The following is a 20,980-nucleotide window of genomic DNA, read 5'->3' on the forward strand; positions in this document are numbered from 1 at the left end:
AGGATCACCCCGACTACTCCTACGACGATCTCGCCGAGATGGTTAACGACTGCGCCTCCACATACGACTAATTTAACGTGTTTCTGACTCCCTTCAACGAGTTTGTCCGTAGTGTCGTCAAACTTGCATAAATTAGCTTTATGGCTTCGTGGCTTAGCATTGAATTCCTTGAACTTTGAAATATCCCAACATGACGACACTATGGACACACTCATTTCACAGCCTCAGTAACAAGAGACGTATACGATGATAATTTCAAAAAGATTCTATAACGAGTTATAATTTAAACTATTAACTTCATGGTACAACGCTTGGCTCCACTCAGGCAGGTTTATCGTAATAAACCAAATCCTATCAGTCCATTTTCAGCCCCAGCACTCCCTTATCATGAATCACCATTCCTTTCACTGCAGAACTCTCCAGTAATCCCTCCAGAAGCTCTTTCAGGTTATTTGTCACGGTTTCTGACATGAGGTTAGGCGACAACACTTTTACATAATTATCTCCTTCCTGAACTTGTCCGAATATTTCCAGAAGAAATTTGCACATTCTCATCACTCCTTCCCTACTATTCTGGAAGCTCTCCTTGGCAATAATTCCTAATCTTTTCCCAAGGTCTCGCCACTCACCCTCTTTGCCGGTCATTGAGAAAGGGGCTATTGTTATGGTACCCTTGTAACTCTGAGAGATTTTGCCCAATACAATGATTAGCTCCTTAACTTGATTCAGGTTAACCCCGCTGGCCTCTATTTCAAGGGCGTTACTCAACAAATAGTTGGTGTAATCATACAAGCTCATCCTCTTGGATGATGCCAACTGGTCCAATTTAACGTGTAATCCCTTATCCATAAAACACGGATGCCTGTTGGATTTCCTTTTCCTCTCCGACATAGCATAAAAGAGTATACAATCGTATAAAAAGTTACAAGGCTAATCAGTGGCTGCCCGCTCCTTTCACCGGTCAAGGAAAAATTTTCATCATAAAACTTGTAATCCGTAAGTCACCTATCACTTTATGATTTTCGCAGGCGTGGATCCTGGAACCTCTTCCTACGCTGTGGCAATGGTGGATGGGCTGGGGAGGGTGATAAATTACACGGAGTTTCCGACTGATCAAGTGGAAAAAGACGTACTATCAATAATTGGTCATATTCTAAAGTATAAACCAACCCTAATTTCCCTGCCCTCTGGTCACGGTCTTCCCTTTATCAAGGCCAGGGATCTGGAAGAGGATGATATTTTTCAAATGACACTTTCAACAACAGGGAGAGGGCCTCTACACTCGTTTTTGAGAGCGTCTAAACGCTTGCCCGGGATAACCATTCCCTCCGTCGTTGAATTACTTAGTGTGCCAAGGCACAGAAAGGTAAACATGATCGATCTTGGAACAGCAGATAAGGTTGCATCTGCGTTCTTTTACAGGACCATGTTCAGGGACTTCGTGCTGGTGGAGACAGGTTCAAAGTTCATATCTGCTCTAGCTGTGCTTGATGGAGTAATAGTAGACGGTTTGGGAAGTTCCATCCTGCCTGGTTCCGCCGGGTTTGTGGATGGGGAAGTGGCCTATCTCCTATCCCAGCGCAGGCCTTTAACCAAGAACCTGATTTACTCTACCGGAACATTCCAAAGAGCGATGGAAGTGGCTGAAATGTTCGCGAAGTACTACGCCGAAGAGTATCAGGTCCCGGTGCTGGTCTCAGGAAAGAGAAAGGATAGGGTTCCTTTTGGCTTAAAGTTTGACTTCAGGTTCAAGGAATCAGCGGTCGGGGCAGCCTATATAGCCTCAGCTTTCGCCGGATTCAGGTTCAAGGAATATATTGACATGCTTAATAGCACTGGAACACCTATTGATTACGTGGAACTGGAGGGATGGGAAGAAACTATTACTTGGATAAGGACGCGGTCATAGATAGGGAAGGCAACATAGGGTTCGTTATCACCAACCAGAATCCTCCCGGTTACGTATACGGGTACACGAAGTATATTTACACCGGAAGGGGTCTCTGGAAGGGTTATGAAAGGGTTCTGAGATATTACGGTGTTCATAACCTTATTAATTCCCCCCAGGTGTTTTCAATGGAACCATGCCACGGCGTGGAATTTCCCATTATCCCACTGTCCAGGGTAAGGAGACATCTTTACCCGGAGGAAGGATTCAGAAAAATACTTTCAAATGAGAAAAAAATGGAGCTACATGCTATGTTTTCCCTTCTGGACAAAATACCTAACATACGTCTAGGGATAACCGGTTCCTATCTAGTGGGTATAGAGCATGCAAACTCCGATGTTGACATGGTGATCTACGGCTGTAAGGATGCCTACGACTTCCTGTCCAGTTTTCCTGGAGGAAGCCCAGACGTAGAGTGGATAAGGGAGGCTTCAAGAAACTACTCTCTGGACGTGGAGGAGGCAAAGTCTCTCTACGACGTCAGAACTAGGGGAGTGTACAGGGGAATGAGATACTCATTCCTCTTTGTGGATGATAAACCTCACCCCTATTGCAGGGAAGTATGCTCACCTCTCAGGGAGGTGATAATTGAGGGAGAAATGGAAGGTGATTGTAGATCATTGTTCTACCCCGCAGTGGCTGGGCTTTACTCCCACGATTACTACGAAGTGATATCGTGGGAAGGTATTTACTCCATGGCCATGTTCAAGGGAGGTTTGATGAAGGTGAAGGGACTTGAATTGGAGTGTTCAGGTAAGAGGGTGATTCTAATTGGGGATAGAAGGGTCAAGGGAAATATCAGGGTTCTGCAATAGGGTTGGCAGACTGCTGAGCCTGGCCTCCTTCATTGAGGCAAGCGTACCAAAACCAGGTAACGCAGGACCTACCCAGGACATCCCCTCGGTGAGATACAGGGATCTTCTGGATTCAGCCATGAAGCTGGAGGGCTCATATCAAGAGGCCTGCCTTAGGGGCTATCATCGGAAACTTCCCCTCATGGATTTGTTGTACAAGGTCTCTAGCGGAAGATTCGCCCTTCTGGGGACGGCAATGCTGTTGTTACCCCTAGCGTATTCTGCCTCATCCCTTAATCTTGAAGGTCTAATTGTCAGGGCATCTCAGGTGATTCGTTCCATGGGGCGTGAGGATTGGAAATGGTTTAGTGACAGCCTATCCATTATTCAACCCAGTTATCTTGGAAGGATGGAGAGGATGGACTACCGATCTGGGGATCTAGAATTTTGGCGGGTTTTGGAGTGGTCTGCCACGTTTGATACAGTTTCCAGGGAGCTGATGGAGGGGTATCGTAGGTCCCTCAGGATTTTCCAGCTCTTGAGGAGTAATAGGTGCGGTTCCTTCACACGTACCATTCAGCACGCCTTCATAAGGTTACTCTCGGAAGAACCAGATGGGCTGATACTTAGAAAGTGGGGAAGCAGAACTGCACTTAACATATCTCTCCTAGCATCCAAGATCCCAGATTGCCCATCTGAAGGAGAGCTGGAGAAGTTAAACAGGTTTCTGATCTCCCGTAGAATCAATCCGGGATCCACAGCTGATTTAATAGCGTCAGGAATTGCTCTATATGAACTGAATGAGCTCTTTAATAATGGTTTCAGGTCTTTCCTGCAGAGAGGATGTGATAGAGTGGCTCAATAGGTTAGGCGCAAGGGTGATAGGGCTAGGGGATGTAGAATGTCCTCAGAGGATAAGGAACTTCAAGGGGATTTTAGGGGAGATGGATAGCATAACCGCAACGAAGTACATGGAGAGGAACAACCTTTTATTCACCAGGGAAGGAGATCTTTCAGTAGATTTTTCGACTCCCTACGTGATAGTACATGAGCCCCCCTTTGGTGTTGGAACCGGCCTCGTCAATGGAGTTAGCATAGGTTCTCTCGCCGTGAGGGCTAAGATACTAACCCACAGACCTCTCCTAGTTTTTCATGGTCATTCGGAAGTACAGAAGGAAGTTGATTTTGAGGGCACCAGGGTAGTCTCCGTTGGTCTAGGTTCACTGGGGCAATTTGTAGAATACTTCGGGAACGGGAAATACAGGTTTATCGCCATATAGTAGGCAATACGGATCTATTTTTTCCCCAACTTGATTATTTCCCTATCATAGCTCGATTCTTTATTAGGGAGGAATCCAGTATTACGTATGGTCGCCAGTTTTCTAGATCTAAAAGCTAGAAATCCATTTGAATTCTATGCATCTTACTATCCTCCAGTATACGCCGGAAGGAAAGCCTACACCATTGAGGAGTTGATGGACGGAATACGAAAAGTTGACGGATATTCAATTTTTTATCACGTATTTCACCCAATTTTTTCTAGTCACGTCGTGCCCCAAGATCTGCATAACGACTTCGCATTTTGGATTAGAGATGAACTCCATGATGAATCACTTGCATACAAGGTTTCTGATGTGGAAGGCGCAGAACCGAAGACCGTGGAACAGGTTAGGGATGAAATTCTCAAGATACTGGAGTCGTCCCAGAACAGGGTTAGAGCTGATAGACCATTTCACTTCATTACCTGCAGGCCTGTGATATACGATACAGGAAAGAGAGCGTGGAGTGTGGGGGAATTCATCGACGTCCTGTCCAGCATTACGATGCGGTCCGTGGTGTATCATTTCGTGTTCAGGCGAGTGATGGGATATTCTAGCAGGAATGATTTCTCCGCCTGGCTGGAACAGGAGTTCCACGCCTCAGCTCTGGCGGACAGACTCTCCAAGATAGATCCACAGACATATGTCAGCGAGGAGGTACTCAGGGAAGACATTCTCTCGCTAGTGGAAAGGGTGATCTACTCATGATAGAAAAATATGCTGAGATAATAGGAGAAAATGAACTGGATGCCATCTACAGAATTGCTGAGAAGCTAAAGGGGCTTTCTGTACTTCACGTGAACTCAACGCCAAAGGGTGGAGGAGTTGCCGAGATATTGAGCAAACTGGTTCCTATGATGAACGAACTGGGGATAAATACGCAATGGAAGGTTATCAGGGGAGACAATGATTTCTTTAACGTAACGAAGTCCTTTCATAATTCCCTGCAAAATGGAATGGGGAACCTAAACCAGGACAGTTTCTCCATTTACGAGAAATGGCAAGACATTAACGCCTCGGAGATACCCCTGGATTATGACGTGATCTTTATACATGATCCTCAGCCTGCGGGTTTGATCAAGGTTAGAAAGAAGGGAAAGTGGATATGGAGATGTCACATAGATATCTCCAACCCCTATCCACCGGTGTGGGAGTTCCTTCGTAAATACGTTCAGCAATATGATGCCATGATTGTGTCATCATCAGTTTTTGGAAGGGAGGATCTGAACGTTCCACAGTACATAGTTCCTCCGTCCATAGATCCCTTGAGCGTGAAAAACAGGGAGATATCACGATTCACTGTGGAGAGGATCCTGAGAAAGTTTGATGTGGATCCTCAAAGGCCACTGGTAACCCAGATAAGTAGATTCGACAGGGCAAAAGATCCCGTAGGGGTGATATCTGCCTTCAAGGGCTTGAAGAAACACATAGATGCGCAACTGGTCTATCTGGGAAGTCCTGCATCTGATGATCCTGAGGGTGATCAGGTTTACCAGGAGACAGTTAAGGCTGCTGAGGGAGTGAAGGATGTTCATCTGTTGATGCTCCCCCCAGATAGCGATCTGGAGGTTAATGCATTTCAGAGGGGAGCAGACGTGGTGATGCAAAAATCCATCAAGGAGGGTTTCGGCTTAACCGTAAGCGAAGCCATGTGGAAGAGGAAAGCAGTAATTGGAGGTAACACTGGAGGTATTCCATTGCAAATAATACATGGATATACAGGGTTCTTGGTCAACACGCCTGAGGAGGCCACGCATTATCTGATTTATTTGCTTAGAAACAAGCAAGTGAGAGAGAAGATAGGTCAGGATGCTAGGGAACACGTTAGAAATAACTTCCTGATGACTAGGGAGCTCAGGGATTATCTCATGGTTATGTTACTGTCAATTCAAGGGTGAGATATGCTATCTTTAAGTCCAATACGAAATGCATCATGCTATTTTAATTCGCACCCTTAAAGCGAGGATGAATTTCAATTTATCTAAAGCAGGGCTCAGGCCGGGATTTGAACCCGGGACCACTGGGTCCACAGCCCAGCGCTCTAACCGAGCTGAGCTACCTGAGCCACGATGGACTAGTGAAATCTATAACAAGTCCCTGTTTTTAAGCTCTTCCTTGACCACATCGAGTATATTCCTTGCTATGATGCTTTTTGAGTCCTTATCGATCTTTCTGACGAAGTTGTTCCCAATAACTACTACTTCATTATATTCTGAAGCGAATCCTATGTCCTTTCTAGCAACGTTATTCGCTATGATGATGTCGAATCCATGTCTCTCCTTCTTGGCCTTTGCCTTCTCTATTAACTCGTCGTCGTTATCTGCCGTCTCAGCGGAGAATCCCACCAGAAAGGCCTTTCCCCTTAATTCCTGGGAAATCTTGGGGGTCTTCTCCAGCTCGACTACCGGAACTTCGCTGTGGCTATCTATCTTCTTGTCCCTTCTCTGCCTGAATCTAAAGTCTGCCGGCGCTGCGGCCATAATTACGGTCCTGTAGCCCTTCTCCACGAGAGACACGACAGCGTCTCTCATTTCTGATGTGGATTCCACGTTCACCGTGTTTGGTACAAAGTTCTTAACCTTGGAATTTAGGGGACCGTGAACAAGATACACTTCTGCCCCCCTGAAATGTGCCTCGTTAGCTATCGATACGCCCATGGTTCCACTGCTGGGGTTGCTTATGTATCTCACGGGATCCATATACTCTCTGGTGGGACCAGCGGTTACTATCATCTTCACTCCCTTGAGATCCTCTCCCCTCAATATGTGGGCAATGAAACTCCAGGTGATGAGCTCCACATCCGGGTAGTGTGCTAAGTCATTCACAATCTCAGGCTCTACTACCCTAACGGACATCTCCCTGAGCCTTAAAACCGCCCTCCTCACCTGTGGAGATTGATACATGGGCAGATGCATTGCTGGAACAACGCATACAGGCTTTCCCAAACCCATGAAATTAAGTGCCGTGGAGACTAGGGGAGTGTCAGCTATTCCCTCCGCGAGTTTCACGATCGTGTTTGCAGTTGCAGGGGCAATCAGAAATCCATCATTCTCTTCTGCCAACTCCACGTGTTCCAGTTCCCCCGTTAACTGGGTAATCACGTTATTACCAGTTGCCCAGAGGAACATATCGGGGGAAATCAGCCTAGCTGCTTCCGAGCTCATAATCACTCTGATCTCGCTTCCCCTTCTCATGAGGGCTCTGGCCAGATCCAGTGACCTGTACAGGGATATGCTACCAGTAACTCCTAGCAGGATGGACTTCCCAAGAAGCTCTTTGCTTATTGTCCCTACAATTTTCTTAGAAGGATGCATCAGTTATCTTCACGCATGTATATATTCTACCGTTATAAAGCATTATAGCATGGTCGAAACGGTTGAAGAGAAGAGAGGGTTTACTATAAGGACTGTTCGGGCAGATGACATTGACGCCATCATAAAGATTAACAGGTTAACATTACCGGAGAACTACCCCTACTACTTCTTCGTGGAGCATGTGAGAGATTGGGGAGAGGCATTTTTCGTGGCTACCGTTGATGGGGAGGTGGTTGGTTACATTATGCCCAGGATAGAGACGGGATTCAGCAACCTCAGATCGTTCATTCCCCTTGTGAAGAAGGGTCATGTGGTTTCCATTGCCGTACTAGAGGGTTACAGGAGAAGAGGGATAGCTAAGCATCTTCTTGCATCCTCCATGGAGAAGATGAAGTCAGTATATGGGGCGGAGGAAGTTTACCTTGAAGTGAGGGTTAGCAATTATCCTGCGATCTCACTTTATGAGAAAGTAGGTTACAAAAAGGTAAAGCTACTGAAACATTACTACGCTGATGGCGAGGATGCCTACCTCATGGCAGCTCCACTCTGAGAAGGCCTCCACGTCCTCAAGGGAAGCCTAATATGTTTTTGCTCTGCGATATAATGTATGTATGATCTAGGGATTCAGATTCTCCTTCAGGCAATGAGTTTCTCGTTACAAGGTGGAGGTAGGGGGAGTAGCGGCGCCTGGACTTGAACCAGGGACCTCAGGGTTTCTCAACGGGCATTATACCCATATATGAGCCCTGCGGCCTACCAGGCTGGCCTACGCCGCTGTTTTACCCTACCGAGACTAATAGGATCAATGGGTCATTTAAATCTTTCCTAGAGGTACGACGGCCCAATATTCAATAGGATAAACTGCTGATCAAGAGGTATCTTTTATACCCAGCTGTCCATATGCACACTTGATGATGACAAGAGGGTCGAATGAACTGTGATTGGCGCTGGAAATTCTGAGCATCCTGAAGTCATCACCACTTAAATTACCCAAAAATATTTCATCTTCGCATGATCATTTCAGCCAGATCTGCGCAGAAGATAATTTACTCAACCTGCAAGAAACTCAAAGTCGGAAATGGTCTGAGAATAGAAAGTTATAAAAGGGATAGATTTCTGGAAATCTATTTTTTAGATCACGATAAATACAAAATAATCGAAAGTGGGTATAATAGGAGGGAGTTTGAGATATCGGGAGAACAGCTAAAAGATCTATTGAGAGAGGTCCTGTCTATCGAATTTCCCAGAAGCCATATCCTGTACCTGAGCGAAATTACATAGTATTATATAAAACCTAATAAGAAAAATAGATATATAAAAACTTTTTAAACTATTCGAGCATAATTTATGCGATTCTTATGCCACCGTTTGGTAGAGTTTTGGTCGCAAATAGAGGAGAAATCGCGGTAAGGGTAATGAAGGCAGTAAAGGAAATGGGAATGACAGCTATCGCTGTTTACTCCGAGGCGGACAAATACGCATTGCACGTGAAATATGCGGATGAAGCCTACTACATTGGCCCATCGCCGGCCCTAGAAAGTTACCTTAACATACCCCATATCATAGATGCTGCAGAGAAGGCACACGCAGACGCAGTCCATCCTGGATACGGATTTCTGTCAGAGAACGCAGACTTCGTAGAAGCAGTGGAGAAGGCAGGCATGACCTATATTGGTCCCTCCGCAGAGGTAATGAGGAAGATAAAGGATAAGCTTGACGGGAAGAGGATAGCTCAGTTATCAGGAGTGCCCATAGCACCAGGATCTGACGGTCCTGTGGAGTCCCTTGATGAGGCCTTGAAGCTGGCGGAAAAGATAGGATATCCTATCATGGTCAAGGCCGCCAGCGGAGGTGGAGGAGTTGGTATAACAAAGGTTGATACCCCAGATCAGCTCATTGATGTGTGGGAAAGGAACAAGAGGTTAGCAAAACAGGCTTTCGGAAGGGCAGACCTTTATATAGAGAAGGCTGCTGTTAATCCAAGGCACATTGAGTTTCAGCTGATTGGCGACAAGTATGGAAACTATGTGGTAGCGTGGGAGAGGGAGTGTACAATCCAGAGGAGAAATCAAAAGCTGATTGAGGAGGCACCGTCTCCAGCCATCACCATGGAAGAGAGATCACGAATGTTTGAACCCATCTATAAATATGGAAAGTTAATTAACTACTTTACGTTGGGTACCTTCGAAACAGTGTTCTCTGATGTCACCAGGGAGTTCTACTTCCTGGAGTTAAACAAGAGGCTTCAAGTGGAGCACCCCATCACAGAGTTAATATTCAGGATTGACTTGGTGAAATTGCAGATAAGACTCGCCGCTGGAGAGCATTTACCCTTCACCCAGGAGGAACTCAACAAGAGGGCGAGAGGTGCAGCAATAGAGTTTAGGATAAATGCGGAAGATCCCATAAACAATTTCAGTGGAAGTTCAGGTTTCATCACATATTATAGAGAGCCCACCGGACCGGGTGTTAGAATGGATAGCGGTGTAACTGAGGGAAGTTGGGTACCCCCCTTCTACGATTCACTAGTCTCGAAGTTAATAGTCTACGGAGAGGATAGACAGTATGCAATACAGACCGCCATGAGAGCTCTTGATGACTACAAGATTGGTGGAGTTAAAACCACTATACCTTTGTACAAGCTCATAATGAGGGATCCAGATTTTCAGGAAGGAAGGTTTAGCACTGCCTACATCTCTCAGAAGGTTGACTCAATGGTTAAGAAGTTGAAGGAGGAAGAAGAGATGATGGCCTCAGTAGCTGTGGTTCTCCAAAGCAGAGGACTTCTCAGGAAGAAAGTTTCCGCCCCTCAAGAGCAGGCAAAGCCGGGATCAGGATGGAAGAATTACGGTATAATGATGCAGAGTTCTCCCAGGGTGATGTGGGGATGAAGCTCTACAGGGTTCACTCGGATAGTGGAGATGCCTTCATAGTTGCCCAAGACCAGAAGGACAATAAGGACAGATTGAAGACCGAGAATAACGAGTTTGAAATAGAATATGTCGGTCAAGGCACCAGAGAGGGGGAGATTATCCTCAAGATCAACGGTGAATTGCATAGAGTCTTCCTAGACAACGGCTGGATAATCCTTGACAACGCCAAGATATTCAGAGCTGAGAGGGTTACCGAGCTTCCGACGCAGGAAGGACAAACACTGGACGAAATGATTAAGGGCAAGGAGGGTGAGGTTATATCACCATTGCAGGGTAGGGTAGTTCAGGTAAGAGTTAAGGAAGGAGATGCCGTAAACAAGGGACAACCCCTCTTATCAATTGAGGCTATGAAATCCGAGACCATAGTGTCGGCCCCCATAAGCGGGTTAGTGGAGAAGATATTGGTCAAGGCAGGCCAGGGAGTAAAGAAGGGAGATATTCTGATCGTGATAAAGTAATAGCTATTCTGGAAGACTTATTGAGTTTCTTTTTAGAATATTTCTTATATGTTTAGAGAGTTCCTTTGAGTAACCTCTTCTTCCACCTTCTGCAATTACCAGTTTTGCCTTGGAGTTATCCACGTAATAAATGAGGTCCTCAAAGTCAGCATGATCGCTGAACGCTATACTAGAGGAGACTTTATCTATCCTCTTAATAGGTGTTTCAAATTCCCACCCAGAAAGAAGGAAATTAACATGTAGGGAATCCCTGTTCTTGAATTGATTGAAGTGTAGGAACTCTATGTACCATCCGTCCCTAAGTATACCCTGAGCTTCCGCCTCCTCCCTGGAAAAAACGTCGCTTAGTTCCATTCCGCTTGAGATGGCAATTCTAGTTATATCCTCCACTTTTCCGCTAACCACGAAGGGGGCTATTATACCGTTCCTCCGTAGTACCCTCATTACCTCCTGCAGTTTACCGTGATATCCGTATATTCTGACAGGCATTTTCACCACCGCATCGTTAACTGTATCGGACATCAACTGTTCAACCTCTCCCTTGAATTTCCTTGTGAATTCCGGCTTTCCGTAGGTCGACTCAATGATCAGGACGTCAGGATTGAGTATGGGAGTTCCCTTCACTGGGTTTTTGAAATCCCCAGTGTAGGCTATCGTCTCCTGGCTTGCTGTAACAATCTCCACCTGAGCAGATCCAAAAACGTGATCTGAGGGGTGGAGGGTTAGTCTCTCATGATCCACGTTAATGGTTACTCCATAGTTCAGATCCAGCCTCTTGTTTTTGGCTATCTTGTAACCGAGGACCTCCAGCACCTTCATGGTCGGGGGAGTAGCTATTACCCCTATACATTCTTTCACGCTACTGGAAAGTTGCAGTGTGTGATCCGAATGAAAGTGTGTGACTATCCTGAAGTTCCTCTTCCAATGTCCGTCTACGGTGAAATTTTCACCAATGAGTATAGCGCCATTCCTCTCTATACGAACATTCATTCAGAGGTAATAGCTCTTAGATCTAGATATTTTCATCTACAGGCTTTTCCTCGATCTTCTTGAGCTGTTTTGAGTACATCTCCATGATCTCTTGGTTGGTTGTGGCATCTTCAGGGCTCTTATCATCTCTCCATCTGATGAATCTCGGAAATCTTATAGAGAGTCCTCCTTTCTCGTTCCTGCAACATGTATGAAGGGGAGAGATGGTTATTTCGGCGCCTATTACCTCAGCCACAAGGGTCGGAGACACCCAGACATCTGGGATCATGTCAGATACTACCCTCGGATGTTTCTGCTCCCTCCTCAGCTCGTTTATTTTCCTCTGCAATTCATCCAGTTCCTGATCGCTGAAACCAGAGGCTACCTTACAAACTGTCTCGAACACGTCCTTCTCAGGGTTATAAGCGGCCATCAGTAGGGAACTGAACTTACCGCCCCTCTTACCCTTTCCGTAAAAGGCTCCCACAACTACCAGATCCACCGTGTCGGCCATCTCACTTTGGTAATCCCTCTTTAACTTGATCCAAAGCCACCCTCTTGATCCTGCCTGATATATGGAGTCAGGCCCTATGGATTTTACCATAACGCCTTCAGCACCCTCAGATATCGCCTGGTAGAAGTAGTTTTTCAGTTTATCTACATTATCAGCAATTATATGCGAAGCAATATAAATCTTGTCGTTACTGGTTAAGGCCTCCTCCAGTTTGGCCCTTCTCTCCGGAAGTGGTTTGGTGGTGTAGTCCTCGCCATTAAAGAGCATTAAATCGAAAAGGAAAAGGTTTACTGGATATTCCTTGATAGCCTCAGCGATGTTGTTTTTCCTTCTTCTATGCATAAGTTCCTGGAAAGGTCTCATTTCACCGCTTTCCGGATCCACGGGTACGATCTCGCCCTCTACAATGAAATTATCGCCCTTGACGAATTGCTTGACGTATTCCGTAACATCAATGTACTGATCGGTTATATTTTCCATTCTCCTGGAGAAGATGGTTACCTTATCTCCGCTCTTGTGAATCTGAGCCCTTTCACCATCATATTTGTAATCCACCAGGGCCTTTCCGTTCATCTTTTCCATTATCTCCTCAGGATCAGGTAGCCTCTCAGCCAGCATTGGTCTAATAGGAATTCCAGGAGTTGGAGAAATATTTTTCAACTTCTCTATTCCTTCGGTCGCTATTATCCTAGCTATATCGCCTAGGTCGGCCCTCAGGTTGTAAGCCCTTTCCACTATGGGTCTGTAGTCTGCCGACCCACCATATGTTATGGCTAGGGCATCTAGCACTGTTGCGTCACCTATTCCCAGCCTCAATCTACCCTCAACGAACCTTACCAGGTACTTGGCCTCTATGGGAGTTGCCTTCTTGATCAGACCCGCGAAGATTCTTATTTTGATGTCTCTGCTTCCCTCTCCAGTGCTAGTGGCTATCTTTACCAGCTCATTGTAGACCTCAGTGACTTCAAGCTCTCCGGCTTCCTGAGATCCTCCAACGAAGGATAAAATACTGACTCCCTTTACCTTACTCCTCAAAGAGTAGGCAACTTCACCCAAGTCACCTACGCTCTTATACAATTTTTCTACCTCTTCCTCCTTATTCCCGTATGCCATTGCAACAGCCTTAATCAGGAATTTCTCGCCCATGCCTATCTCAGGCATTCCAGTGAAGTCTGGCCATAACCTTCCCTGAATCAGGTATACCACCTTGTCTATTACCTCCCTATCAGTGTTCTTGAATAGGTCAGAAAGTAGAGATGTTAGCTGTATTCTAGAGGATATTTTTTCAAGTCTATCAAAATATTCCGCGATAAGCTTAAACTTCATATATGATTATTTGTAAGTGGCAACTTAAATAGGATTAGTGATGAGGGCTAGGAGCTGAGTGATGAAGTATCAGAGTTACTCTGATGTTGTGATTGGGGCCATCTACCTTATCAACACAATTGGAGAATATTGTAAAGGAGATGATTCTGGGAGATAGGGATCTCAAATACTACTTGGAGAAGAAGTGGATTCTAGTGGATCCACTGACAGAAGATAGCGTTAGGGAAAACGGAATTGATATGAGAGTAGGTGGTGAGATCGCCAGGTTCAAGAAAGTGGATAAGCCCTTCGAGGAAGGTATGAACCCGGATGAGTTCTTCATCAGGGAGAAGGGGGATGAGTTCATCATCTGGCCCAACGAACATGTCCTGATGGTAACAGAGGAATATCTCAGGCTTCCTCCAGATGTGATGGCATTCGTGAACATGAGGTCCAGTTTCGCCAGACTGGGCCTTCTAGTTCCTCCCACTATCGTTGATGCAGGCTTTGAGGGACAGCTGACCATAGAGGTAATGGGGTCTGGATTTCCCATAAAATTGAGGAAAGGGACTAGGTTCCTTCATCTAATCTTTGCGAAAACACTGACGCCCGTGGAGAATCCCTACAAGGGAAAATATCAGGGACAAAAGGGAGTTACCACACCAAAGTTCACGAAGTGAGTTTCCAGAATTTATCTTGATTATCGAAATAAATGCTTCCAGTCTTCCTGAGTTTTTGGAACAGTTCATGTTCCTGTTTCGATAGATACTTCTGGGCTTCGGTCTCGTCTGGTGTGTGGATTTGGGTTAACTTATTGAGGAAATTCTGAAAGAATATGGGATCCACAGCTATTCTCTCCTCAGCGGTCCAGATTATTTTAGCCCCCTGCGATTCCAATCTATCAAAGAAGGCGTCAGGGTTTTTGAGATTAGATAACTTGCTCTCGTACATCACCCCCTGTTCCTTAAGATAGTCTATAGCGCTTCTCCTCTCCTGCTGTTGAGGTGGCCTTTTTTCCTCTTTTCGCTCATCTCTCCTATCTCTCTTCATTTCCTGGGGCTGAGTTCCTGGTTTTGTCGAGATAGTTGTCTCAATAGTTTCCACCCTCTCAGCCAGTTCTCCAAGCTTTTTCTTCACATTAAGTAGCTCCACGGTAAGAGGGTTAACCACATCTTCAATCGTTTTAGTATCTTGAGATCTTGGACTGAAAGTGAAAGAGTTACCGAATAACCTATATTTCACATACTCTGAAAGGAGTACAAAACCGTTATTCCTAGCTTCCTCCTCCAGTCTCTTGAATTCCTCATCTGACAACTTTATAATGAGACTTCTCATCTAAGAAATATCTCAATTATCGATACATAAAAATTTGATTGTAAAAAGTAATACTACGTTTGCTTTTCCAGGAGAGTGTTCAAGAAGTTCTCTTCCTGTGGTACTCCTATGAACTCCACGGACTCGTTTACGGCTACTGTGGGTACTGACATAACCTGGTATTTCTCAGCTATGTCAGGATTCTCATAGGACTCCACAACATCGGAGATCACGTTACATTTATCCGCCTTGCAAGCTTCGTAAGCCACCATGTGAGCTAGGAGCGCTGCGTAGGGACAGTAGGGGCAAGAGGGAGTAACCATCACTTCAACCTTTACCTTTCCGTTAAGCTTCTCCTTTATTGCGTTCACAGTTTCAGGGCTTAACCCGCTCTCACCTTGAGATAATCTAACTATGGTTTCTACTAGCGCTCTTATCTCCTCTCCAAGGGGTGCACCGGTCCATCTTATCTTGCCGTCCAAGAAGGCGACTGTGGGAACTCTGGAGACTTCGTACTTTGTAAATGACTCCTTATCCTTTGCAAGATCATGTACCTTTACCTTCAGTAAGTAATCTCCGTTTGGTCCCTTTGGCGAGGCCTGTCTCACAAATTCCATAAACTTCTCGGTAACACCACAGTACTGACAATTGGGGTTGCTCGAGTCTATAAAGACGTGAGCTTCAACTTCACCTTTCATGTCCCTTAAAGCGTCCACAAGCGCATTCTTCACATCCTCTGTGAATAGCTCAGCATATTCTTCCTCCATCTTTATCACTCTTTATACCTAGATTCCGGGGAAATAAAAGTTTATCATAAAGGTTAGAAATTGAGGAGTAGTAGTATAGATTAAAGTAAATTTCGGAAGTAAAGTTAATCAGTGGGTGTTAGCGGAAGCTTGCACTTAACGTCCGATGGCCTCATGATTATTATATTTCCATTTGGTGATTCCTCTCTGATAATTATGCCTTGAAATTTTTTAATTTTAACTGAGTTCTCAAGCCAGCAATCGGGCATCAACCCCGCCTTTATGCAGGTTTCCGCCAGGAATGTTTCAGAGTCCCAGCAATATTCTACAGGAACTTGTGGAAGAAGCAAACCAGAGTACATGACACCCTTTTCCACGATGAGGCCATCTTTGCCAACTTCGACCATGGAGGGTAATTTCCTGCGATCGTCAACTGTGATAGTTTCAGGCTTGGTGAGTATAGTGACCTCCACCACCAGCCGATCCAATTCTTCAGCCCTGACGGGCGGAAACCTGGGATCGGAGAACGCGGCGGCCAGCGCGGCCTTAGAAACAATCTCCCTTATGGGTGCAACTGCCTCTATGTAGCCTATGCAACCCCTAAGTTCATACCTGCCTCCAAGGTCAGATTCGAGGGTAACAAACGCCATCCCGTATTTATCTAGGATTGGATCTTCAAATTTTAGATTCTCTTTACTTCCCCTTAACCTCCTCTCTATGGACGACCTAGCTATTCTCACTAGTTCCTTCCCTACTCGTTGGTCTATGTCCCCTATGCTTAGGAGTTCCATATGAATCCTTCAGTGCTCTGGCCTTAATAAGGATCTCAGTAATCGTGTCCCAATGCTTGCCCTTCCAGTATTCCTTTTTACACCTGGTGCATATCCAAAGGTTCTTATCCTTTTTTTCGAGTATCCCATTACATTCTGAACATCTTGACGCATCAGGGTTAATATCCAGTAACAGTTCATATTTACGCGAGAGAAGGGCCAGCGTCTTCTCTATCTCCTCATCTGGTAATACTAGGAAACACTCTATGGAGTTCTTCTTGGCCCTATTGCAGAGAGCCCTATCCCTAGTTAATACAATCCTGTTCTCGTTTTTCGCTATTTTCAGTATTTTCCAGTCTTCTATATCCTTAAAGTAGAGAGTGTCGTAACCTAAAATCCTGAGCCATCGTGCCAGTTTGCCCAGCATGGCATCGACAATAAACTTCTGATAGGTCATGGAACTTGAACTAGGCTGTTGTATGCTATAATCAATATTAAAAACCATGCAACAATTAGTGTTATAATTCCCTTGGTGTAGACGGATCTACCCAATTTCATTCTAAGTCCGAATGTGGCTAGGGGTAGGGAAAGAAGGTAGATGGCCACCACTATAGCCAGTGAGTAGTATATACTTTGCGTAAAGGCCGAAAGGAGACCTGCAACTCCTCCTAAAATCCCTCTAAAAACTAATAATTTATCCTCAGGCTCCACACTATAGCTTACGGAATTATGTCTATAAAGTTATCAAGGAAACTTTCAATGAGCTATATTGATCTAGTTGCTTGGTTAGCGGAGAATAGGGGTAAGCTGGAGGGTTGTAGAATAGACAATATCTTCTCCACCAATCTCCCCCAATTATACATCTTTGTCATACATTGTCCCAGCGGAGACTCTCAGCTGGTTGTGCAGCCTGGTAAAAGGATACACTTCACAAGGTTTAACCGAGAGCGACTTCTTGACTCTAAGGCCAAGATGTTACGTGAGCTAATAAGGGGAGAGCTCATAGAGGGCGTGGGTGTAGTCAACGGAGAGAGAATTTTGCAAATGAAATTGAAAGATAAAATTGTTTACATAGAGCTCCTCCCAAAGGGAACCTTAGTTGTTACCGACAACGAGAACAGGATCAAGTTTACGTTGGAGCAAAGGGAATTCAAGGATCGGATTCTGAGGTCCGGAGAACTCTATGTTCTGCCTCCAGCTCCAACCGAGCTCCAGCCTAACGAAATTGAAGGTTACCTGAAGAAAGGAGCTCTCTCCAGGGTTCTGGGAGCACCTCAGGAATTTCTTAATATTTTGTCCATTAAAGCGAATAATCTAGAGGAGTTAAAGGAGGCCAAGGAAAAACTGGAAAAAGTGATGCAGGACATACAGCATGGCATAATTGAACCTTGTGTGGACCTTGAGAAGACTGTTTGGCCGATCCGGTTTCCAGGATGTAGTGAGAGAACAAGTTATAATGAGGCTCTAGATGATTACTTCACTTCGCTGGAAAAGATTGACCTCGAGAAACTTGTTGATGAGGGAGAGGAGAAGAGGCTAGAGGCAACAATTTCCAAGTTAAAGGAAGCCCTAGTCAAAATGGAAGAGGAGGCTGAAATTTTAAGAAAGAAAGGTCAGGCAATTATGAATAATTACCTAGATGTGGAAGAAAAAATAGGGAAAGGAATTAAGGAAATAGAGATAGATGGATTGAAAATAGAGATAGACCCAAAAATTTCGGTTTCTAAGAACGCGTCCCAGTATTTCGAAAGGGCGAAGGAACTGGACAATAAAGTAAAGAAAACTAAGGATACCATAAGCGAGTTAGAGAAGAAAAAACAGGAGATTGCTGCGAAGTCTAAGGAGATCGTCGAGGGAAGTAAGATCTTGGTAAGGAAGAAGGAGTGGTACGAGAAGTATCATTGGACAATTACATCAAACGGTTTCATCGTAATAGCTGGAAGGGATATTGACCAGAATGAAAGTATTGTGAAGAGAATGCTTGACGACAAGGACATCTTTATGCACGCCGATATCCAAGGAGCGCCTGCAACTGTGATCAAGAACCCCATTGATATAAAGGAGCAGGATCTAGCGGATGCTGCGGTGCTGGCAGGTTGCTATTCTAAGGCGTGGAAATTGGGGCTGGCCAGCATTGACGTGTTTTGGGTTTACGGTGATCAGGTGTCAAAGTCACCCCCGTCGGGTGAATATTTGCCCAAGGGATCTTTCATGATCTACGGGAAAAAGAATTACATCAAGAATGTTAGATTGGAGCTGACCATTGGGGTAAATGTGGAAAATGGCTATAGGGTGGAGGTAGGTTCATTGGATACCATTTCAAAAAGATGTAAGGTATATGTTACCATAACTCCTGGAGATTCGGATCCAGAGAAACTGGGGGACAGGATAACTAGGATATTTGCCAGGGAATTAGGCGTGGACGGGATTAAGGCATTGAGGGATGAAATAGTGAAGGTTATTCCTGGAAAGTCTAAAATTAAGGGCACAGCTCAGCATCTGGCCATTTCCTATCAATCTAGGGGATAGGTACCGAGGTTTTCATAAAATAATTTCTGGAGAGCTATATTTTCCTAAAAATATTTTTAACATTCTTTAAGATAATAACTTTATATCCACTTTAACCATAGCAAATAATAACCCGCACCTAAGTCACGGAAGCAAATCCACTTTTTAATTGTTGACTACAAGATAGATTGTCAATGTCAAGCCGATGGGCCCCGAAATGGGAACTGATCAAGGTCACAGTTAATGGAAGGCAAGAGACGGTATGTTATGATAAGGAAACAAGGCTATATCTATGTCCCAGATGCGGGCCAGAGTGCCTGAAAGGAGGAATTCCGAATTCAGGCTCGTACTTCTTCAATCAAGAGGATTTGTTAAGCCACTTATTGGCTCATAGGTATGAGCTCTGGAATAAGAAGAAACACAGGGAGGTTGAGGATGAGGAAGAAGGAGGCGAGGAAGATGAGGAGGAAGAGTAGGGTGGCCATAGTGGGGGCAATGACCATAGATGAAATAGTGTACGGTAAACAGTCACTTGAGAGACCTGGAGGGGCCCCCATCTATTCAGGTCTAGGGGTAACGATTGCTGGGGGTCTCGCTGGAGGGTATATCTCCATTGGAAAGGATTTTAATTACAGTTTACCATCTTACCTAGAAGTAATTGAAAAGATAGTGTTTGAGCGTACCATGAGATTTCTTTTAGTTTTGGACGAAAAAGGAAGGAAGTTGACCTTGAAATTCTCCCACGGTAAAATGCCCATCGATATGGAAAAATTATCCTCTTGGGATGGGATATTACTGAATCCAGTTTGCGGGGAGATACCTTCCACTACTTTTGAATTCAAGGCCGTAGCTGTGGATATACAGGGCTTCATAAGGAATTGTGTGGAAGGCGAGGAAATCCAGAACACCAACAGGTTCAATGTGAGTGTTAAATCGGAGCTTTCAGTATTTCACGCCAACAGAGACGAACTGATGGCCAGTGGTCTATCTATAAGTGACCTGCACGAGATGGGATATCAAGAGATAATTATTTCCGACGGACATAAAGGATTCCAGTTATACACCAAGAATGGGCAATTAAAATTGGAACCAGATATGGTGGGGAATTATGAGGTGGGGAATGGCGATTTTCTTTTGGGAACCTATTTCACGTTGAGACTTAATGGGTTCGACACCAGACTGGCGTCAGTGTACGCCCTTCAGTTTTCGGAGGTCTTTAGCACTCTAGGGCTGAACGTATTGCGTCACTGAGACTCATATTCTCCCAGGCTCCTAGCCTGCCACATTCCCTTAAAAATTCGGGTCTGCGTTTTTCTTTCTCACCAAAAAGGAGGCATTCATTGATGTATCTGGCCCTCAATGACAGAATATCCTCTCTGGATTCAATTAATCTGGCTCTTTTGAGATCCAGGATCACCCTGTCCACGTCCGGAAGCTTACCCCTATTATAAAAACTATAAATGTAGTACTGTTTATCACCTGGATACCTTAAAATGTGGGTGAATATGGTACCAGATTTTCCGTTAATATACACGTCCCAATCCCCAATTTCATGACCTGTAACTATCTGTAGGACAAGGCAGCCTATCGCATCTATTTTCTCGTTTAGGCCCAGACTCCTGTTAATCCTCTGCCTAGATCCAGTGTTTATGAGCCTGTTAAAATCATAGACTCCCCTATTGGTGAATAAGGTTCCTTTGGTTATCTTAACAGGGTAACCTCTCACTATTTTAACCTTCCTTGCTAAATAATTCAAGATCTCTGGAAAATTTTTTACAAAGAGGGATTTTCTAGAGGGAAACAACCAGTTGGGAAGCGAATTACAAATCGGGCAAATCTTTGCCCTCAGATGCTCCTCATCAATAACTTTGATTGAGAGGTTAATTTCAGATATATCTGCGTCTGGGTATATCTCGAGGATTTCCCTCTCCCTTTCTATCAAGGGAGGTAAGGCCGGTATCCTGAGCTCGTTTATCTCCTCAGTTCCATACAATCCTCCAAAATTTGCCTGTTCCTCGATTACTATTGCCCCTTCACGCTGAGCCGACACTAACCCTGCTATTCCAGCCCCAATAACCAAAATCACAA

At 44.8% G+C, this 20,980-nt stretch carries 24 protein-coding genes and 2 tRNA genes; 14 read left to right on the forward strand and 12 right to left on the reverse strand.

Features of this window, described 5'->3' with window-relative positions; all coding sequences use genetic code 11:
• Positions 1-354: 354 nt before the first annotated feature.
• On the reverse strand, positions 355-891 hold the full coding sequence (locus L3N51_RS10725) for a hypothetical protein (RefSeq protein WP_238027215.1): 537 nt from the start codon (positions 889-891) through the stop codon (positions 355-357).
• A 124-nt stretch (positions 892-1,015) separates the two neighbouring features.
• Here L3N51_RS10725 and L3N51_RS10730 point away from each other — a divergent pair, with 124 nt between their 5' ends.
• The 6 genes from L3N51_RS10730 (at position 1,016) to L3N51_RS10755 (ending at position 5,959) form a co-directional block, all read left to right on the forward strand.
• Entirely contained in the window at positions 1,016-1,909 is an 894-nt protein-coding gene (locus tag L3N51_RS10730; protein WP_238027216.1) for a DUF1464 family protein, read from the forward strand.
• Positions 1,870-2,763, forward strand: a complete 894-nt coding sequence (locus L3N51_RS10735) for a hypothetical protein (RefSeq protein ID WP_238027217.1) — start codon at positions 1,870-1,872, stop codon at positions 2,761-2,763. The genes L3N51_RS10730 and L3N51_RS10735 overlap by 40 nt, the downstream gene beginning before the upstream one ends.
• Entirely contained in the window at positions 2,720-3,607 is an 888-nt protein-coding gene (locus L3N51_RS10740; RefSeq protein WP_238027218.1) for a triphosphoribosyl-dephospho-CoA synthase, read from the forward strand. The genes L3N51_RS10735 and L3N51_RS10740 overlap by 44 nt, the downstream gene beginning before the upstream one ends.
• Positions 3,588-4,022, forward strand: coding sequence for a hypothetical protein (locus L3N51_RS10745; protein ID WP_238027219.1), 435 nt, complete (start codon positions 3,588-3,590; stop codon positions 4,020-4,022). Before L3N51_RS10740 ends, L3N51_RS10745 begins: the two co-directional genes overlap by 20 nt.
• A gap of 87 nt (positions 4,023-4,109) precedes the next feature.
• The gene (locus L3N51_RS10750) at positions 4,110-4,769 is read left to right on the forward strand and encodes a DUF5752 family protein (RefSeq protein WP_238027220.1); all 660 of its coding nucleotides are present in this window, start codon (positions 4,110-4,112) and stop codon (positions 4,767-4,769) included.
• Positions 4,766-5,959: a glycosyltransferase gene (locus L3N51_RS10755; protein WP_238027221.1), complete on the forward strand. Its 1,194-nt coding sequence runs from the start codon at positions 4,766-4,768 to the stop codon at positions 5,957-5,959. Before L3N51_RS10750 ends, L3N51_RS10755 begins: the two co-directional genes overlap by 4 nt.
• A 92-nt stretch (positions 5,960-6,051) precedes the next feature.
• Here the strand turns inward: L3N51_RS10755 and L3N51_RS10760 are convergent.
• Positions 6,052-6,126, reverse strand: a tRNA-His gene (locus L3N51_RS10760).
• Positions 6,127-6,145: 19 nt separating this feature from the next.
• The gene (gene coaBC, locus L3N51_RS10765; protein ID WP_238027222.1) at positions 6,146-7,375 is read right to left on the reverse strand and encodes a bifunctional phosphopantothenoylcysteine decarboxylase/phosphopantothenate--cysteine ligase CoaBC; all 1,230 of its coding nucleotides are present in this window, start codon (positions 7,373-7,375) and stop codon (positions 6,146-6,148) included.
• Positions 7,376-7,424: 49 nt separating this feature from the next.
• Here coaBC and rimI point away from each other — a divergent pair, with 49 nt between their 5' ends.
• The gene (gene rimI, locus L3N51_RS10770) at positions 7,425-7,925 is read left to right on the forward strand and encodes a ribosomal protein S18-alanine N-acetyltransferase (RefSeq protein ID WP_238027223.1); all 501 of its coding nucleotides are present in this window, start codon (positions 7,425-7,427) and stop codon (positions 7,923-7,925) included.
• A gap of 128 nt (positions 7,926-8,053) precedes the next feature.
• On the opposite strand, the gene L3N51_RS10775 is transcribed toward rimI, so the two are convergent.
• Positions 8,054-8,151: transfer RNA gene (locus L3N51_RS10775), tRNA-Met, on the reverse strand.
• Between the two features lie 235 nt (positions 8,152-8,386).
• Between L3N51_RS10775 and L3N51_RS10780 the strand changes: the two genes are divergently transcribed.
• The 3 genes from L3N51_RS10780 to L3N51_RS10790 all read left to right on the forward strand — a co-directional run bounded on the left by L3N51_RS10780 (position 8,387) and on the right by L3N51_RS10790 (position 10,766).
• Complete coding sequence (locus L3N51_RS10780) at positions 8,387-8,656, forward strand: hypothetical protein (protein WP_238027224.1); 270 nt, start codon at positions 8,387-8,389, stop codon at positions 8,654-8,656.
• A 77-nt stretch (positions 8,657-8,733) separates the two neighbouring features.
• Positions 8,734-10,266 (forward strand): acetyl-CoA carboxylase biotin carboxylase subunit, encoded by a 1,533-nt coding sequence (locus L3N51_RS10785; RefSeq protein ID WP_238027225.1) that lies wholly within the window; start codon positions 8,734-8,736, stop codon positions 10,264-10,266.
• Complete coding sequence (locus tag L3N51_RS10790) at positions 10,263-10,766, forward strand: biotin/lipoyl-binding protein (protein WP_238027226.1); 504 nt, start codon at positions 10,263-10,265, stop codon at positions 10,764-10,766. Before L3N51_RS10785 ends, L3N51_RS10790 begins: the two co-directional genes overlap by 4 nt.
• 3 nt (positions 10,767-10,769) lie before the next feature.
• Here L3N51_RS10790 and L3N51_RS10795 read toward each other — a convergent pair whose 3' ends face one another.
• Both L3N51_RS10795 and L3N51_RS10800 read right to left on the reverse strand, forming a co-directional pair.
• The gene (locus L3N51_RS10795) at positions 10,770-11,756 is read right to left on the reverse strand and encodes an MBL fold metallo-hydrolase (protein ID WP_238027227.1); all 987 of its coding nucleotides are present in this window, start codon (positions 11,754-11,756) and stop codon (positions 10,770-10,772) included.
• 22 nt (positions 11,757-11,778) lie between these two features.
• Entirely contained in the window at positions 11,779-13,575 is a 1,797-nt protein-coding gene (locus L3N51_RS10800; protein ID WP_238027228.1) for an ATP-dependent DNA ligase, read from the reverse strand.
• Positions 13,576-13,715: 140 nt separating this feature from the next.
• Between L3N51_RS10800 and dcd the strand changes: the two genes are divergently transcribed.
• On the forward strand, positions 13,716-14,234 hold the full coding sequence (gene dcd / locus L3N51_RS10805; protein WP_238027246.1) for a dCTP deaminase: 519 nt from the start codon (positions 13,716-13,718) through the stop codon (positions 14,232-14,234).
• Here the strand turns inward: dcd and L3N51_RS10810 are convergent.
• The 5 genes from L3N51_RS10810 to L3N51_RS10830 all read right to left on the reverse strand — a co-directional run bounded on the left by L3N51_RS10810 (position 14,224) and on the right by L3N51_RS10830 (position 17,095).
• Entirely contained in the window at positions 14,224-14,889 is a 666-nt protein-coding gene (locus tag L3N51_RS10810; RefSeq protein ID WP_238027229.1) for a hypothetical protein, read from the reverse strand. The genes dcd and L3N51_RS10810 overlap by 11 nt on opposite strands.
• A 53-nt stretch (positions 14,890-14,942) precedes the next feature.
• Positions 14,943-15,635: a protein disulfide oxidoreductase gene (gene pdo, locus L3N51_RS10815; protein ID WP_238027247.1), complete on the reverse strand. Its 693-nt coding sequence runs from the start codon at positions 15,633-15,635 to the stop codon at positions 14,943-14,945.
• A gap of 104 nt (positions 15,636-15,739) precedes the next feature.
• A complete protein-coding gene (locus L3N51_RS10820; RefSeq protein ID WP_255776296.1) occupies positions 15,740-16,405 on the reverse strand; it encodes a TIGR00296 family protein in 666 nt (221 codons plus the stop codon).
• Positions 16,341-16,841 carry a Mut7-C RNAse domain-containing protein gene (locus L3N51_RS10825; protein ID WP_238027230.1) on the reverse strand — a complete coding sequence of 167 codons (501 nt, stop codon included), beginning with the start codon at positions 16,839-16,841 and terminating at the stop codon, positions 16,341-16,343. The genes L3N51_RS10820 and L3N51_RS10825 overlap by 65 nt, the downstream gene beginning before the upstream one ends.
• Positions 16,838-17,095: a hypothetical protein gene (locus L3N51_RS10830; RefSeq protein WP_238027231.1), complete on the reverse strand. Its 258-nt coding sequence runs from the start codon at positions 17,093-17,095 to the stop codon at positions 16,838-16,840. Before L3N51_RS10830 ends, L3N51_RS10825 begins: the two co-directional genes overlap by 4 nt.
• Positions 17,096-17,143: 48 nt before the next feature.
• On the opposite strand from L3N51_RS10830, the gene L3N51_RS10835 reads away from it, so the two are divergent.
• From L3N51_RS10835 to L3N51_RS10845, 3 genes are all read left to right on the forward strand, one after another.
• A complete protein-coding gene (locus L3N51_RS10835; protein ID WP_238027232.1) occupies positions 17,144-18,913 on the forward strand; it encodes an Rqc2 family fibronectin-binding protein in 1,770 nt (589 codons plus the stop codon).
• 173 nt (positions 18,914-19,086) lie between these two features.
• The gene (locus L3N51_RS10840) at positions 19,087-19,368 is read left to right on the forward strand and encodes a hypothetical protein (protein ID WP_238027233.1); all 282 of its coding nucleotides are present in this window, start codon (positions 19,087-19,089) and stop codon (positions 19,366-19,368) included.
• Complete coding sequence (locus L3N51_RS10845; protein WP_238027234.1) at positions 19,328-20,143, forward strand: hypothetical protein; 816 nt, start codon at positions 19,328-19,330, stop codon at positions 20,141-20,143. The genes L3N51_RS10840 and L3N51_RS10845 overlap by 41 nt, the downstream gene beginning before the upstream one ends.
• Here the strand turns inward: L3N51_RS10845 and L3N51_RS10850 are convergent.
• Positions 20,109-20,978, reverse strand: coding sequence for an FAD/NAD(P)-binding protein (locus L3N51_RS10850; protein WP_238027235.1), 870 nt, complete (start codon positions 20,976-20,978; stop codon positions 20,109-20,111). The two genes, L3N51_RS10845 and L3N51_RS10850, sit on opposite strands and share 35 nt — an antisense overlap.
• Positions 20,979-20,980 lie beyond the last annotated feature (2 nt).

Source organism: Metallosphaera javensis (ex Hofmann et al. 2022), from assembly GCF_022064045.1.
GTDB classification, from domain to species: Archaea; Thermoproteota; Thermoprotei_A; order Sulfolobales; family Sulfolobaceae; genus Metallosphaera; species Metallosphaera javensis.